At 42.6% G+C, this 15,488-nt stretch carries 12 protein-coding genes; 4 read left to right on the top strand and 8 right to left on the bottom strand.

The features are described from left to right. Nucleotides 1-170: 170 nt before the first annotated feature. From MusilaSJ_RS22745 to MusilaSJ_RS22725, 5 genes are all read right to left on the bottom strand, one after another. The gene (locus MusilaSJ_RS22745) at nucleotides 171-2,129 is read right to left on the bottom strand and encodes a M1 family metallopeptidase (protein WP_274987069.1); all 1,959 of its coding nucleotides are present in this window, start codon (nucleotides 2,127-2,129) and stop codon (nucleotides 171-173) included. 226 nt (nucleotides 2,130-2,355) lie between these two features. Next, nucleotides 2,356-3,627 (bottom strand): anthranilate synthase component I family protein, encoded by a 1,272-nt coding sequence (locus MusilaSJ_RS22740; protein ID WP_274987068.1) that lies wholly within the window; start codon nucleotides 3,625-3,627, stop codon nucleotides 2,356-2,358. Nucleotides 3,628-3,797: 170 nt separating this feature from the next. After that, complete coding sequence (locus tag MusilaSJ_RS22735; RefSeq protein WP_274987067.1) at nucleotides 3,798-5,075, bottom strand: adenylosuccinate synthase; 1,278 nt, start codon at nucleotides 5,073-5,075, stop codon at nucleotides 3,798-3,800. Between the two features lie 46 nt (nucleotides 5,076-5,121). Further along, complete coding sequence (locus MusilaSJ_RS22730; protein WP_112567234.1) at nucleotides 5,122-5,589, bottom strand: Fur family transcriptional regulator; 468 nt, start codon at nucleotides 5,587-5,589, stop codon at nucleotides 5,122-5,124. Nucleotides 5,590-5,778: 189 nt separating this feature from the next. Continuing rightward, a complete protein-coding gene (locus tag MusilaSJ_RS22725; protein WP_274987066.1) occupies nucleotides 5,779-8,001 on the bottom strand; it encodes a RelA/SpoT family protein in 2,223 nt (740 codons plus the stop codon). A 109-nt stretch (nucleotides 8,002-8,110) separates the two neighbouring features. Here MusilaSJ_RS22725 and MusilaSJ_RS22720 point away from each other — a divergent pair, with 109 nt between their 5' ends. Genes MusilaSJ_RS22720 through bshB1 form a run of 3 tightly spaced genes read left to right on the top strand, consistent with a single transcriptional unit; the run spans nucleotide 8,111 to nucleotide 9,975 of the window. Then, a complete protein-coding gene (locus MusilaSJ_RS22720; RefSeq protein ID WP_274987065.1) occupies nucleotides 8,111-8,725 on the top strand; it encodes a DUF4294 domain-containing protein in 615 nt (204 codons plus the stop codon). 4 nt (nucleotides 8,726-8,729) lie between these two features. Continuing rightward, entirely contained in the window at nucleotides 8,730-9,236 is a 507-nt protein-coding gene (locus tag MusilaSJ_RS22715) for a glutathione peroxidase (RefSeq protein ID WP_274987064.1), read from the top strand. Nucleotides 9,237-9,249: 13 nt separating this feature from the next. Continuing rightward, nucleotides 9,250-9,975: a bacillithiol biosynthesis deacetylase BshB1 gene (gene bshB1 / locus MusilaSJ_RS22710; protein ID WP_090528162.1), complete on the top strand. Its 726-nt coding sequence runs from the start codon at nucleotides 9,250-9,252 to the stop codon at nucleotides 9,973-9,975. 102 nt (nucleotides 9,976-10,077) lie between these two features. Here the strand turns inward: bshB1 and MusilaSJ_RS22705 are convergent, their stop codons facing one another. Together MusilaSJ_RS22705 and lat are read right to left on the bottom strand one after the other, a co-directional pair. Continuing rightward, nucleotides 10,078-10,515, bottom strand: coding sequence for a hypothetical protein (locus tag MusilaSJ_RS22705; RefSeq protein WP_091175294.1), 438 nt, complete (start codon nucleotides 10,513-10,515; stop codon nucleotides 10,078-10,080). Nucleotides 10,516-10,739: 224 nt separating this feature from the next. Next, on the bottom strand, nucleotides 10,740-12,071 hold the full coding sequence (gene lat, locus MusilaSJ_RS22700) for an L-lysine 6-transaminase (protein ID WP_274987063.1): 1,332 nt from the start codon (nucleotides 12,069-12,071) through the stop codon (nucleotides 10,740-10,742). A 333-nt stretch (nucleotides 12,072-12,404) separates the two neighbouring features. On the opposite strand from lat, the gene MusilaSJ_RS22695 reads away from it, so the two are divergent. Then, entirely contained in the window at nucleotides 12,405-14,429 is a 2,025-nt protein-coding gene (locus MusilaSJ_RS22695) for a PAS domain S-box protein (RefSeq protein ID WP_274987062.1), read from the top strand. Between the two features lie 161 nt (nucleotides 14,430-14,590). On the opposite strand, the gene MusilaSJ_RS22690 is transcribed toward MusilaSJ_RS22695, so the two are convergent. After that, a complete protein-coding gene (locus MusilaSJ_RS22690; RefSeq protein WP_274987061.1) occupies nucleotides 14,591-15,481 on the bottom strand; it encodes a 1-aminocyclopropane-1-carboxylate deaminase/D-cysteine desulfhydrase in 891 nt (296 codons plus the stop codon). Between the last annotated feature and the right edge of the window lie 7 nt (nucleotides 15,482-15,488).

Raw genomic sequence — 15,488 nt, 5'->3', positions numbered from 1 at the left:
TCTGTGCGAGAGACCCTGATGGGACAAAACGTATAAAATCGTCATTGCGAGGAACGAAGCAATCCCCGATTTACAGAGTGGCTCTGTACAGATCGCGATTGCTTCGTTCCTCGCAATGACATGATGGAGAGTGAGTTGGAATACCTTTCGTTTGCTATATGAAAAACAGTCTACTTCTTTACCTCATAACCATTATTGCTCCTATCCACATCCGGGTAGATCTTTTCAGGATCGATAACTACTTTGGCGACAGCCGCTTTTTTATCGCCGGTAAAAGTATAAACGCTGCTATATTCCCAAATCTCTACCGGGAATTCACGATGCTCTGTTGAGCCATCAGCGTAGTTTATTTCAACCACCAAAGGCATGGCTGCTTTGTCCATATTTTCGACTGTAATAATAGGTTGGGAACCCGCCTTACTTTCTACTTTAACAATTTTTTGATCAAGCCGATAATTTTCGAGAAACATAGATTTCCAAAACCAGGTTAGGTCTTCGCCTGCCGAGCTATCCATACTCCTAAAAAAGTCCCAGGGAGTTGGGTGTTTATAAGCCCAGTCACGAATATATTTTCTGAAAGCGCGGTCAAAACGCTCCGGGCCTAAAATCTGATTACGCAAAAGTGCTAAGGAATAAGCTACTTTTTGGTATTGCAGCGGATATACCTGGTTACCGGGTAAAGCATCAGGGCGGGTTACAATAGGCAATAGCTTTTCTGCAAACAGGGAATCAAGCGGACTATCGATCTCTACATAACCTATAAACTCACCTTTATTAAAAGCTTTGGTAGCTATTTTATCGATGAACATATTAAACCCTTCATCCATCCAGGCATATTTACGCTCGTTGCTGCCCACTACCATCGGGAACCAGGTATGGCCTAACTCGTGGTTTACTACAGCAAAATACATATTGCCGGTATCTTTTGCCGAACAAAAAACCATACCGGGGTATTCCATACCATCCAAATTCGAGGCTACGTTAACGGCTTTGTTGTAAGGATAAGGGAACCATTTTTCTGAAAAATGCTGCAAAGTAAATTTGATATACTCCGACGAGCGTTTCCAGCTGTTTTGCTTCTCCGACTCAACAGGATACAACGAACTGCCCATTACCCGTCTCCCATCGGCAAGCTTAAAACTCAAAGCCTCCCAAACAAACGACCGGGAGGCCGTCCAGGCAAAATCCCTTGCATTATCCAGTTTAAATTTCCATGTACAGGTAGATTTTACAGGCCTTGATGAAGGGTCAGTTACCTCTTCCGCAGTCCTGATCTGCATTGGTGTATCGCTTTCTTTTGCCAGTTGCCAGCGTTTTAACGCGGTTGGGGTTAATACCTCTTCAGGGTTTAACAGATCGCCCGAGCCTTCAACAACGAGGCCTGAAGGAACTGTGATATTAACCCTGAAATTGCCATACTCGAGGTAAAACTCACCATTCCCCAAATAAGGCAGCGTGTTCCATCCTTCTACATCATCTAACACACACATCCTGGGGTACCATTGTGCGACAGCATAAATATTGCCGTTCTTTGTAGGGAGAATATCGGTACGGTTAACCAGGAAATCGGCATTTTTATAATTTACCGGGAAGTTGTACCGGTAACGGATACTAAAACTGATGGACTGCCCGCTTAACAGCGGCTGTGCCAGCTCCAGTTGCATGCGTGTATCGTAAATATGGTATTTAATATTTCCAGCTTTATTTCCGGCAAGCTGCACACCTTCTACCCGGTATCCGCCGTCGGGAGTAGTTTTTTCCGGATCCTGGTAAAGAAATAATTTGGATTGGATACCTCTCGAATCTTTCTTGAAAACATTCTGCTCCAACTGCAGCCACAACTCCGAAAGGGCTTTGGGGCTATTATTGGTATAAGTAATAGTGGCTGTGCCTGTTATGACTTTTGTTTTATCATCAAGCGCTACATCAATTACATAATCGGCCTTGTTTTGCCAATAAGCAGGGCCCGGTTCGCCGGTGGCTGTGCGATATGAGTTACCCGGAGGTAATAAGGGTTGTGCCGGGAATAAATCTGAAGGACGATACTTAGTTTGGGCTGAAGAGATATCGGTTGCTAATAAACACAGGGAAACGATAATTAGCTTTATTTTTTGTAGGGGTATTAACATATTGACAATTAGAAGCGAATAGTGATAGACTTTTACAGCCAATATAATAAAAAATTGATGATTTGCTATAACAGAGTCTGTCTTGTGCTACGAGGGTTAAATCCTGTTGTAAGTTTATAGAGTCACAAGTGAGCATGCCCACAGACAACCGCACAACACTTGCGCTAATAACGTGAAGACTTACGAAGTTTTAAAAACTTCGCAAGTCTGGATTCTGCAAAATACGTCAAGTCAATTCCCGACCCAAAACCTCCATCACCGCAGCAGCTTTTAACAAACATTCTTCGTATTCATTTTCGGCGATGGCGTGGTAAGTAATTGCCCCACCAGCATGGAACGAAAGGTATTTATTGGAGGAATTATAAAGCAATGAACGGATCACTACGTTAAAATCAAAATCATCATCGGGGCTGAAATAGCCTATAGCGCCTGAGTATACGCCGCGCTTACTGCGTTCGTATTGTTCCATCAGTTGCATGCTGCTAAGCTTGGGCGCACCAGTCATACTGCCCATCGGGAAAGTATTTTTGATGGCCTGTACGTTTGAAAGGCCGTCCTGCATTTCGCAAACCACCGTAGAGATCATTTGGTGCACCTGCGTAAAGCTGTAAATACCGAAAAGCTCTTTGGTTTTTACGGTGCCTGGTTTGGCCGAGCGGGTAAGGTCATTGCGCACAAGGTCAACCACCATTACGTTTTCCTGTAACTCTTTGGGGTGGCTGCGCAGGGTTTGTTTTGCTTGCTTGTCGGCTTCAATATCATCTAACCTTTTTGCTGTTCCTTTTATAGGTTGCGATATCAGTTTACTTCCTCTCTTAGCCAAAAATCGCTCGGGCGAGGCGCCGAGAATATAATTCCCATTCCATTTAAAAAAAGTAGAGAACGGGTTGGGCGAAACCTCATTAAGCTTTGTAAAAACACCCAGCGGATCGAGACTTACATCCTCTGCAAAAAATTCCTGGCAAAAGTTAGTGACATAAATATCGCCGCGGGAAATATGCTCTTTTATTTTATTTACCGTGTCGATGTATTCCTGCCTGCTAAAGCGGGACTTTAAATTGATGGCTGTTTGCCGAGCGGACGGGCGTAGATCCTGTTCGTTTATTGCTGTAAGGACGAATTCCGGCGTATCTGAAATAATCTCAGCTTCGTTTCCCTTTATCAAAATAAGATGTTGAGGAACAAAGAAATACAGATCAGGAAACTTTAAGCCGTCGTGATTAGTTGATGTAAGCGCTTCAATTTCATTTTTAAGGTCATATCCCAGGAAACCTGTCATCCAGCCGGGATTATTTTTCCTGAACTCATCAAGCTGATCAAAAGCGTTACCTGCATCTGCAGTAAGTTCGGCACGGGCGCCAACCGCTATCAGCGTATCAAATTTGGAGTAGGGATCATTAAATCCGTTCGAATCAAGGTAACACAGCGTATCAAAAGTTGTGGCCCATCGCAACGCCTTCTTTCTGAATCCCGGCAGATCATTAACCTGTACTATCACCCCGCAAAAATAACCAAGTAAATGAAAAAGGCCGGAACGTCCGGCCTTTTTATTCTTATTTATAGCTATGTCATCCTGAACTCGTTTCAGAATCCCACAAGAAGGTTATACATGAAGTACACTCTGCTGATGGGGTGCCGAAATAAATTCGGCATGACGCTTTTTTATTCTCAGTGCAATGTTAAAGTCTGCTTCCTGTCTGGGCCTACTGATAAATATTTTACCGGCACACCAAGTTCAGCTTCAAGGAAATCAATGTATGATTGCAGCTTGGTTGGGATCTGAGATAATTCGGTAATACCGGTCAAATCTTCGTTCCAGCCATCAATTTCCTTATATACAGGCTCAGGTTTTACAGAGCAGATATCATAAGGCATATAATCGATCTGCTCACCTAAATAATTATAATGAGTAGCAGCATAAATTTTATCGAAACCGCTTAATACATCAGCCTTGGTCATTACCAGCTGGGTAACGCCATTAAGCATAATGGCATATTTTAAAGCCGGCAGGTCGATCCAGCCAGTGCGGCGTGGCCTGCCAGTAGTTGCGCCAAACTCATGGCCTACCTTACGTAGCTCCTCACCTGTTTCATTTTCCAGTTCAGTTGGGAAAGGGCCACCACCTACGCGGGTGCAATAAGCTTTAAAAATACCTATTACTTCGCCAATTTGTTGTGGGGCGATGCCTAAACCGGTACAAGCGCCGGCAGCGGTGGTATTTGATGAAGTTACAAACGGATATGAACCAAAGTCGATATCAAGCATAGCGCCCTGTGCTCCTTCGGCCAATACTTTCTTTCCTTCTTTGATATAGTTGTTAACCAAATGCTCGGAATCAACCAGCGGGAACTGGCGTAAAACGTCAAGTGCTTCAAAAAACAAGGCTTCGCGTTCTGAAAAATCTGCTACTTCACCGTAAAGCTGCTGCAGCATTGATACGTGTTTATCAACCAGTTTCTGGTAACGCTCCTTAAAATCGGGCAGGGTAATATCGCCGATCCGTAAACCGTTACGACCGGTTTTATCCATATACGTTGGGCCAATACCTTTTAAGGTTGAACCAATTTTGCCTTCACCCATCTTTTTTTCGTTGGCAGCATCAAGCAACTGGTGAGTTGGTAATATCAGGTGTGCTTTTTTAGCAATTAAAAGGTTCTTTTTGGCCAGCAGGTCATGCCCGGCATCTTTTAATTTATCCAGTTCTTTTTTCAGGGTGATAGGATCAATCACCACACCATTACCGATAAGGTTCATGGTGTTTTCAAAAAATATACCTGAAGGAATGGTGTTTAAAACAAACTTTTTACCGTCGAACTCCAAAGTGTGACCAGCATTCGGCCCGCCCTGGAAACGTGCTATCAGGTCATAACCTGCGCTAAGCACATCAACAATTTTTCCTTTTCCTTCATCGCCCCACTGGAGGCCTAATAATACGTCAACAGCCATTAATTTATCGTAAGTTCAAGAATATGTGTTATGAAAGGGGGCAAAGTTAAATTTTTCTGTCACAAAAACCCTCTCTTAATTTGGTACAATTACCATAAAGATTTAAAGAGTGGTGTTTGATGTCAAATTTTAATATGTCGCCCATCATACTCTGGATCTGCTGGATGCGCGGATCACAAAACTCAACCACTTTACCACAGTCGATGCAGATGATGTGATCATGCTGTTTGTAGCCGTATGATTTTTCGAACTGGGCCATATTTTTGCCAAACTGGTGTTTAGTAACCAGATCGCACGAAACTAATAGCTCAAGCGTATTGTAAACCGTAGCACGGCTTACACGGTATTTTTTATTTTTCATGTGGATGTACAACGACTCCACATCAAAGTGATCTGTACGGGAATATATCTCTTCGAGTATAGCAAAACGTTCAGGGGTTTTCCTGAGGTTTTTATTTTCGAGGTAGGCCTCAAAAATTTTTTTAACCATTGGTATGGTATCCTGCTGTGACATAATGATGTATTAACGGGGCAAAGTTATTAATAATTTGGGTTATTAGTTGATTAAGTTGATTGAGTGAGTGGTTGATTAGGTTTATCGGGTGAATAATTGTTAGGATTTTAACTATTCACCTAATCAACCATTCACCATTCTCCTGCTGGTTAACTATTCACCTAATCAACCATTCACTACTCACCATCCTCAAGAAGCTTTTTCAATCGCCGAATCAAAACGGTTAACCGCGGTTACGCCTTTTACTTGTTTTAGGTTTTTAATCAGGGTATCAAGGTGACTGGTGTCATTCACATACAACATCAGCGAGCCTTCAAATATACCATTATCGCTGTCAACTGTTATAGACCTGATGTTTATTTTAAAATCATTTGATATTACGGTGGTAAGCTTGTTGATTAATCCCACCTCGTCAATACCGGTAATGCGTAAACCGGTAAGAAAAGCAAGCTCCTGCTGATTTGTCCAGCGGGCTTTTACTATCCTGTAGCCATAGTTGGCCATAAGTTTAGCCGCATTAGGGCAATTGGTACGGTGAATTTTGATACCATCGCTCACGGTAACAAAACCAAACACATCATCGCCGGGGATAGGGTTACAACAATTGGCCAGCTTATAATCTATCTTTTGCATATCCTCGCCAATGAGCAGGATATCACTGTCTTTGGCCTTGATATTTTTGATGAGGTTTTGAACCTGCTCCTGGTCAATTTTATCCTGCGGCTTATTGTCTATTACTTTTTCGGATGCCTGGTATTCTTTTAGGTCCTTCATATCAATAATGCCTTTGGCAACATTGTAAAAAAGGTCCTGAGTGGCCTGCAGCTTAAAGAAATAGCTGATTTTTTGCAGGTTTTCGGAGTTATAAGTGATCTTGAGCGATTTCATTTTACGCTCCAGTATCTCTTTGCCATCCTCGGCAATCTTGCGTTTTTCTTCTTTTAAAGCCGACTTGATCTTAGCCTTGGCCTTTGCGGTAACTACAAAATTAAGCCAGTCTTCTTTAGGGGTTTGCTTGCCCGAGGTAATGATCTCTACCTGGTCGCCGTTTTGGAGCTTGTAGCTTAGCGGCACCAGTTTATGATTTACTTTAGCACCGATACAGCTTGCGCCTACATCGGTATGGATCTCGAAGGCAAAGTCGAGCGCCGTAGCATTCAATGGCAACTGGATCAGCGCTCCTTTTGGCGTAAAAATGAAGATCTCATCGCTGAAGAGGTTCATCTTAAAATCATCGATGAAATCGAGCGCGTTGGTATCCGGGTTTTTGAGCATTTCGCGCACTTTGTGTACCCATTGGTCAAGGCCGCTGTCGGTGCTGGCTTCCTTGTATTTCCAGTGCGCGGCAAAACCTTTTTCGGCAATCTCGTTCATGCGCTTGGTGCGGATCTGTACTTCAACCCACTGCCCCCGCGGGCCCATTACCGTGGTATGCAATGATTCATAACCATTAGCTTTGGGCGATGAAATCCAGTCGCGCAGCCTATCAGGATTTGGGCGATATTGATCGGTTACTATAGAGTAGGCTTTCCAGCAATCAGCCTTTTCATGTTCGGGGGCGCTGTCCAATATAATCCGGATGGCGAAAAGATCATATACCTCTTCAAAGGGTATCGACTTCTTTTTCATCTTATTCCAGATAGAATGGATTGATTTCGGCCGGCCAAAAGTATCAGCCTCAAGTCCCTGGTTTTGCAGCGATTTATTGATTGGCTCGATAAAATCGCGGATAAAACGCTCGCGCTCGGCCTTTTTCTCGTTCAGCTTATTTTTAATGAACTGGTAAGTTTCACGCTCCATGTATTTCATGGAGAGGTCTTCCAACTCAGATTTTATGGCATACAAGCCCAGGCGGTGTGCCAGGGGCGCATACAGGTAAACCGTTTCTGACGATAGCTTAAGCTGCTTGTCCCTGGGCATAAACTCCATGGTACGCATATTATGCAGCCTGTCGGCCAGCTTGATCAATATCACCCTCACATCATCGGCAAGGGTAAGCAGCATTTTACGGAAGTTTTCGGCCTGCAATGAGCTGTTGGTATCAAATACGCCTGATATTTTGGTAAGGCCGTCAATAATTTTGGCTACCTTTTTACCAAATTCCATCTCAATTTCATCAAGCGTCATGTTGGTATCTTCAACCACATCATGCAGCAGGGCGCACACTATTGATGTGGTACCCAGGCCAATTTCTTCGGCGGCTATCTGGGCAACGGCAATAGGGTGATATATATAAGGTTCGCCGCTTTTACGGCGCATATCCTTATGGCTTTCCAGGGCCATATCAAATGCCTTGCGTATCATGCGTTTATCGCCCTTTTGCAGGGTTGATTTACAGGCACGCAACAAAGCACGGTATCTTTTTAGTATCTCGTTCTTCTCGGCTTCCAGGTCTATCACTAAGTCTTTCATGTACGGGGTATTAGCGGTATTCAATCATAAACATGCAGCAAATAAATATTATTGCAGGTATTAGTAAAATACCAAAAAAAATTACATTATTTTTGTATTAAGTAAAAATATGAAATTTATTGGTTTTACGCTGCTGTTATGTTGCTTAATGGGTGCTGCAAAGGCCCAAACAGCTACGCCTGCACCCGTAACTCTTGGCAAAAATGATACCATCAGAACAGCCATGACCAACCTTGACGGTGAGCTTGTACCATGGATAGTTGAGCCGGAGGTTAGAATTGTAGATACCCGTATTTTTGCGAGCGAGGCCGATAGGCTAAACTACCGCCGTTTGCGTTATAATGTAATGAAAGTACTGCCTTACGCACGTTTTGCGGGGCAAAGGTACCGCCAGTTACAACGCGACCTTGCCGTTACCGCCGACAGGAAAAAACAAAAAGAACTGGTTAGCACCTGCGAGGGTGAAATAAAAAACCTGTTCAATAAAGAGATCAAGAACCTGACAATTAGTCAGGGAGAGGTTTTAATTAAGCTTATTGACCGCGAAACCGGGCAAACCAGCTTCGCTATGGTTAAAGAATTAAAAGGCGGCTTTAAGGCTTTCATGTTCCAGTCGGTAGCCAGCATATTTGGTCATAACCTCAAAGAAACCTACGACCCTGAAGAACAGAAGGATATCGAGGCCATATTAAATCAGGCCGGATATAATTCATACAGCAATTAGTTTAATGGATAACAAAAGCATTTACCGGTTTAACGTTAAAAAGTTAAACGGTGAAGAGATCAGTCTTTCCGAATATAAAAACAAGGTTCTTTTAATTGTAAACACGGCATCGCAATGCGGCTTTACACCTCAGCTAAAAGAATTGGCAGCTTTAAAAACTCAGCTTGCCGGCAAGGACTTTGAAATCCTCGCATTCCCTTCAAATGATTTTGGCGGACAGGAACCTTTAGATGGGGAAGCTATTGCCGTTTTTTGTGAAGCCAATGGAGCCAACTATCCCATATTTGAAAAAACAAGGGTACGCGGCCCATATGCCGACCCTTTGTATCAATTTTTTGCCGATAAAAAGGAGAATGGAAATGTACGGTCGGTTCCGCGCTGGAATTTTCATAAATTTTTGATTGATAAGAATGGGCATGTAGTTGATTTTTACTACCCTTTCACCAAACCAAACTCCTCAAAAATCAGGCGAAAGATTGACCGCCTGCTGACAGCGGCATTTAACCAATGAATTACTTTTGCGCATGCTTAAATTAGATATATTAGTTTTATCGGTACATCCTGATGATGCTGAATTGGGTTGTTCAGGTACAATTTTAAAACATATTGCCCTTGGCTATAAAGTTGGTATTGTTGACCTTACCCGTGGCGAACTGGGCACCCGCGGCTCGGCCGAGATCCGTAAACAGGAAGCTGCCGCCGCCGCCGAAATATTAGGTTTAGCCGTACGTGAAAACCTTGGCCTGCCCGATGCCTTTTTTGAAAATACCCGCGAACACCAGGTAAAGGTTATTGAAGCCATCCGCAAATTTCGTCCTTCCATCGTAATAACCAATGCTTACCATGACCGCCATCCCGATCATGGCCGGGCAAATGAACTTGTTGAAGCCTCGGCATTTTTAGCGGGCCTTCGCAAAATAGAAACTTTTGATATTGATGGCTCACCACAAGAGGCCTGGCGGCCAGACATGGTGCTGCATTTTATACAGGATAATTATATTACCCCTGATATATTAATTGATGTAACCGAACATTGGGATAAAAAGATAGAGAGTATTAATGCCTATGGATCGCAGTTTTATAACCCAAGCTGGGAAGGTGAACCTCAAACCTATATTTCGACATCTAATTTTATTGAGATAGTAACCGGCCGGGCACGCGAGTTTGGCAAAAGTATCCAGGTAAAATATGCCGAGGGCTTTACCAGCAGAAAAATTTTAGGGGTAGATAATTTATTTAACCTTAAATAATATTTATATTTAACTATAAGTTATATATAATAAATTTCACCCTAAATAAACAGGGAGCCTGATTTTCAGGCTCCCTGTTTATTTTAGCAAGTATGATGATACTTATGCTTTAATATATTCAAAGCGATTATTTTCATTGCTCCTCTCCCTTCTGAGCTTATTTTCATTAGCTAATTTTAAGAGGATCCCTGAAAGTTCAGATGTTTTAAAGTCAGAGTCATACTGTTCTTTACAGTAATTGGCAATTGATGAAATAGAACGCTGACTATCAAAGAAATCTGTATTTAGCAATTGATTAAGTATTTTGGTAGCACCAGGCTTTTTACGCCCGGAAACACCTCCGCCTTCATCTTCAATGCGTAATTTCCTTACTTTTTTACCAAACATTTCAACACCCTCGGCATCTACTTTCTCCGATTCGATCATAACCTCCAGTAAACGGTCAATTATACGAACCTGCACGGCTTCAGATTTGAATGAGTTTACAACCTCGGCAACTTCAACCAGTTGTTTCTTTAATTTCTCTATGTGTTTGCTCATGGTGCTTGAAATAGAACTACGTTACTTTAATAGGGTTGCAACAAATCTAATCGGAATAATAACAAAAAATATAGCGGATTTTGGAAAAAAAGTAGCGTATATTAATATCTTTCTATTTTTGCAAATAATAGATGCCGATTTTACCTTATTAAATATTAGTTAATTTCATCCGTTTCATGAGCGGATTTAGCTGTAGCCGGGATTAATTTTCTTTATTTACTGTATTATAAAGTGACCGAAAGCTGTTCAAGCATGTCAAGGCCTGTATCAATGTGGCTTTTTTCGATGATCAGCGCGGGGCGGAAACGCACACTCCTTTCGCCGCAGCCAAGGTACATAATATTATTATCAAAACCTTTTTTAATAAAGCTGTCTCTTATTGCTTTGTCCGGAAAATCAAAGGCAGTAAGCAGTCCTTTCCCCCGCACATTACTTATAACCGGGTGCCGTTCGGCAATTTCACTCAAGCCGTTTTGCAGGTACTCACCCATTACCGTCGCATTATCACAAAGGTTATCCTCCTCAATGATTTCCATTATTTTTGACGAGCGCACCATATCAACCAAACTACCGCCCCAGGTTGAGTTGATACGCGATGATACTTTAAATACATTATCTTCAACCTCATCAATGCGCCTGCCAGCCAATATGCCGCAAACCTGCATTTTTTTACCAAAGGCAATGATATCCGGGCGCGCCTTTTCTCCAAAGTGTTGATGACACCAGAATTTTCCGGTTAAACCAACACCTGTTTGCACCTCATCATATACCAGCAATGCCTCGTACTCATCGGCAAGCTCACGCAGCTTCTCTAAAAACTCTTTGCGTACATGGTTATCGCCTCCTTCTGATTGCACAGGTTCAATTATTATGGCGCATATATCATCCTTATTATCTTCAAATGCTTTCCTGATCTGTGCTACCGATAATTGCTCCCTCTTTAACAGATCTTCATGATTGGCGTCGCTATAAGGGAAATTCATATAAGGTACAGACACCCGCGGCCAGTCAAACTTGGCAAACCACTTGGTTTTATTTGGCAAGGTATTGGTAAGGCTCAGGGTATAACCCGATCGGCCGTGAAAAGCATGCTCAAAGTGCAATACTTTAAAACCTTTTTCCTTAGTATACCCCCTGGCAAAGTTTTTCTGCACTTTCCAGTCCATAGCTACTTTCAGCGCATTTTCGATAGCCAGCGCACCACCGGAAATGAAAAAAGCATGCGGCAGGTATTCCGGGATCCCTATCCTGTCAAATGTTTCAACAAACTGGGCGTATTGCGTAGTGTAGATATCTGAATTTGACGGGTTGGTTAAAGCCGCAAGCATAAGGTTTTTCTTAAACTCCTCGTCGTTCAGCATTTTGGGATGGTTATAGCCCAAAGGCACCGAAGCAAAGCAGGTAAAAAAGTCAAGCAGCGTACGATTATATTTTGCATCATAAATATAAACACCCTTACTTTTTTCCATATCAAAAGTGAGGTCGAATCCATCGGCCAGTACATGCTTTTGAAGCGATGCCTGGACATCCTGCGGAGAAACAAGTAGGTTGTACATATTAATTTGGTTTATTACAAATTTAGTAAAAACCGCCTAAAATCAAAATTTAAGCGGTTTTTGAACCGATTGACAAAAAAGTAACTTTAAATTGTTTAAAGTTACTTTTTGTACCAAACTCAAAACCGGTACACCTGCTTCAACCACCGTATTCATAAAAAAACGCAGCCGAAATTTGCATTTTCCGCCCGGTTAACATCAAATTTCTCCTCCTGCGAACCTGAATTGCAACGGGATAGTTTAATAAAATTTTCTTTTTAATTAATTTAACATAGATTGATTATTTTAATATTAAATTAGTGGCAGATACAACCAAAGGGGATATTTATAACCATGGGAGAAGAGCCATTATCTGCCGGCCACTCAAAACCGGTCCCAAAAGTAACATTTAACGATAGTACCGACTGGGATTTACTTGAAGACCTGCCCGTTGCAGTTTATACCTGCGATAAAGAGGGCTATATAACCTCTTTTAACAAGGCGGCAATAAAGCTTTGGGGAAAAACGCCTGAAACCAATAAAGACAAGTGGTATGTAAACTGGGAGATATTTACCTCCGACGGTATACTATTAGCTCCCGATGAAACACCAACGGGTAAAGTATTAAAATACGGCAAGGCTATAGAGCAGGAGGAAATACTTATTAAACGTCCCAATGGAAGTGTAAGCTATATATTATCCAACCCCAAGCCCCGTTTTAATGAAAATGGCGAACTGGCAGGCGCCGCCAATACCCTGATAGATATTACCGAACAAAAAATTGCCGAATCAAAACAAGGGATGCTGGCCTCTATCATTGAATCATCAGAAGATGCTATTGTAAGTAAAAACCTTGATGGTGTAATTACCAGCTGGAACGGCGCGGCCCAACGTTTATTTGGTTATACCGAAGACGAGATCATAGGCAAACATATTACCGTTTTGATACCGGAAGACCGTTATGATGAAGAAGAAATGATCATTAATAAAATACGGGCCAACAAACGGATAGAACATTTTGAAACCATACGTAAAACAAAAAGCGGCGAGGAAATACAAATTTCGCTTACTATATCTCCAATAAGGAACAAGGCCAATAAGGTAATAGGGGCTTCAAAAATAATACGCGATATAGGCAGGCAAAAAAAATCAGAAGAAAGGTTACAACAGTATGCCGAACGCCTGGAGATCTTAAACTCCATAGGGCAGGTTATTTCGGCCGAGTTGGATATTCAAAGCATCCTGCAAAAAGTCACCGATGCAACTACCCAGCTTTGCGGTGCGCAGTTTGGCGCTTTTTTCCACAACCAGGTTAACGAGCAGGGCGAATCATATATGCTGTTCACGCTTTCGGGCGCGCCGCGTGAGGCATTTGAAAAATTTGGCATGCCGCGTAATACGGCAGTCTTTCACCCTACTTTCAGCGGTGAGGGAACGGTAAGGGTTGATGATATTACCAAAGACCCGCGTTACGGAAAAAATGCACCACATTTTGGTCAGCCTAAAGGGCACCTCCCGGTAATAAGCTATCTGGCGGTTCCGGTAAGGGGCAAATCGGGCGAGGTGATTGGCGGGTTATTTTTCGGGCACGAACAACCGGCCAGGTTTACCAGGGAGCACGAGCAACTTGTTTTGGCTGTTGCCGCCCAGGCCGCGGTAGCGCTTGATAATGCCAAACTTTATGAAAATATTAAAGAGCTTAATGAAAAAAAGGATGAGTTTATAGGGCTTGCAAGCCATGAGCTAAAAACACCGGTCACCAGTTTAAAGGGTTACCTGCAAATCATTGCCCGTAACCTCCCCCCGGATGATAAAAGCAAAGTACTGGCCAACAGGGCATTGGAACAGGTGGGCAAATTAACCACCCTGATATCAGATTTGCTTGATGTTACCAAAATCCAGACCGGTAAACTGCCTTTTACTTATGCCGATTTTGATGTGATCAAACTACTTACCGAATTGAGGGAGATACTGCAACAAACCGGTCCCTCCCATCAGCTCCTTTTAAATTTACCAGCCGAAGAATTAATTATCCATGCTGATAGCCAGCGTATTGAGCAGGTTGTCATTAACCTGGTAACCAATGCCGTTAAATATTCGCCAAAGGCAGATAAAGTGATCATCGAAGCCCTTGTTATCAACAACAAATTCAGGGTATCGGTACAGGATTTTGGTATCGGCATCCAGCCCGATCAACTGGAACGGGTGTTTTCGCGCTTTTACCGCGTTGAGAACCTTGCCTCTCACATGTCGGGGTTAGGAATTGGCCTGTACATTTGCCAGGAAATTGTTAACCGCCACCAGGGCAGGCTTTGGGTCGAAAGCACTTACGGCGAAGGGTCAACTTTCCATTTTGAGATCCCAATAAACACGAATTGAAATTTATGCACGAATGCTTAGCGTATTATTGAGCAATTAGAACGAATTACACGAATTAGTTGGTTCGTGTAAATTCGGACGCATTTGTGAAATTAGTGCTATTTAATTCCAATTCGCGAAAATTCGACCTCATTCGTGTAATTAGTGTTGATTAATTAGTGCTATTTAAACTTTTCTTTCATCCCCAATAATCCCCAAATCCCCCCGCTATGAATAGCCAGGATTTTACTGCCGGGTTTAAAGTGTCCTTTGCTTATTAAATCATATAGGGCATACATCATTTTACCAGTGTATACAGGCTCTATCAATATCCCTGTTGCAGCAACAAATTGCTTAATGAAACTGATGAGCTCGTCATTTGCTTTGCCATAACCGCCAAAGTGGTAATCGGTATGTATGTTATAATCTGCCGGGGCAGTTAAAAACCGGCGTATCTCCTCTTTAATAAAACCACCGTTTTTAAATACCGGCACCGCGTTGAATTTTGTTTTTAGCAGATGACCATTTAATCCGTTAATGATACCCGCCGCTGTCGTACCGGTACCGCAGGCACAAAAAATGTGGTCGTAGGTTTCGGTTAGTTCATTAACCAGTTCGCTGCAGCCTTTTGCCCCTTCGGCTGATGCACCGCCCTCATCAATAAAAAAAGCCTGTTCATCATTGCCAAAATACTTGTTGAACAGGGCCGGTTTATCACGATAGCTGTCGCGGTCAGTAAATTGGAGGTTCATACCATGCAGGCGGCATAAAAACAGGGTGTCGTTATCAACCTCCTCACCACGTACAATGCCTGTCGATTTAAAACCAAACTTTGCCGCCGCGGCGGCGACAGCCATCAGGTGGTTGGAGTAAGCGCCGCCAAAAGTAACGAGGTGTGTTTTGCCTTCGGCTTGAGCCTGTTTAAGCACATATTTAAGCTTGCGCCATTTATTGCCCGATATCATGGGATGGATGAGATCATCGCGCTTAATAAAAACTTTTACGCCGTGGCTATCAAACAATGAGCTGTTAATTTGCTGTACCGGGCTAAAAATTTCAAGATCAATGTTCATAAAATAA

Source organism: Mucilaginibacter sp. SJ (assembly GCF_028993635.1).
Lineage (GTDB): Bacteria > Bacteroidota > Bacteroidia > Sphingobacteriales > Sphingobacteriaceae > Mucilaginibacter.
This window is presented reverse-complemented; position numbering and strand designations above follow the sequence as displayed.

Coding starts and splice junctions, on each gene's coding strand:
- lat (WP_274987063.1), bottom strand. CDS start 12,071: ATGTACAACCTACTTGTTTCTCCGCAGGATGTCCAGGCATCGCTTCAA.
- MusilaSJ_RS22705 (WP_091175294.1), bottom strand. CDS start 10,515: ATGAGCAAACACATAGAGAAATTAAAGAAACAACTGGTTGAAGTTGCC.
- MusilaSJ_RS22695 (WP_274987062.1), top strand. CDS start 12,405: ATGGGAGAAGAGCCATTATCTGCCGGCCACTCAAAACCGGTCCCAAAA.
- MusilaSJ_RS22735 (WP_274987067.1), bottom strand. CDS start 5,075: ATGGCTGTTGACGTATTATTAGGCCTCCAGTGGGGCGATGAAGGAAAA.
- MusilaSJ_RS22730 (WP_112567234.1), bottom strand. CDS start 5,589: ATGTCACAGCAGGATACCATACCAATGGTTAAAAAAATTTTTGAGGCC.
- MusilaSJ_RS22745 (WP_274987069.1), bottom strand. CDS start 2,129: ATGTTAATACCCCTACAAAAAATAAAGCTAATTATCGTTTCCCTGTGT.
- bshB1 (WP_090528162.1), top strand. CDS start 9,250: ATGCTTAAATTAGATATATTAGTTTTATCGGTACATCCTGATGATGCT.
- MusilaSJ_RS22725 (WP_274987066.1), bottom strand. CDS start 8,001: ATGAAAGACTTAGTGATAGACCTGGAAGCCGAGAAGAACGAGATACTA.
- MusilaSJ_RS22690 (WP_274987061.1), bottom strand. CDS start 15,481: ATGAACATTGATCTTGAAATTTTTAGCCCGGTACAGCAAATTAACAGC.
- MusilaSJ_RS22715 (WP_274987064.1), top strand. CDS start 8,730: ATGGATAACAAAAGCATTTACCGGTTTAACGTTAAAAAGTTAAACGGT.
- MusilaSJ_RS22720 (WP_274987065.1), top strand. CDS start 8,111: ATGAAATTTATTGGTTTTACGCTGCTGTTATGTTGCTTAATGGGTGCT.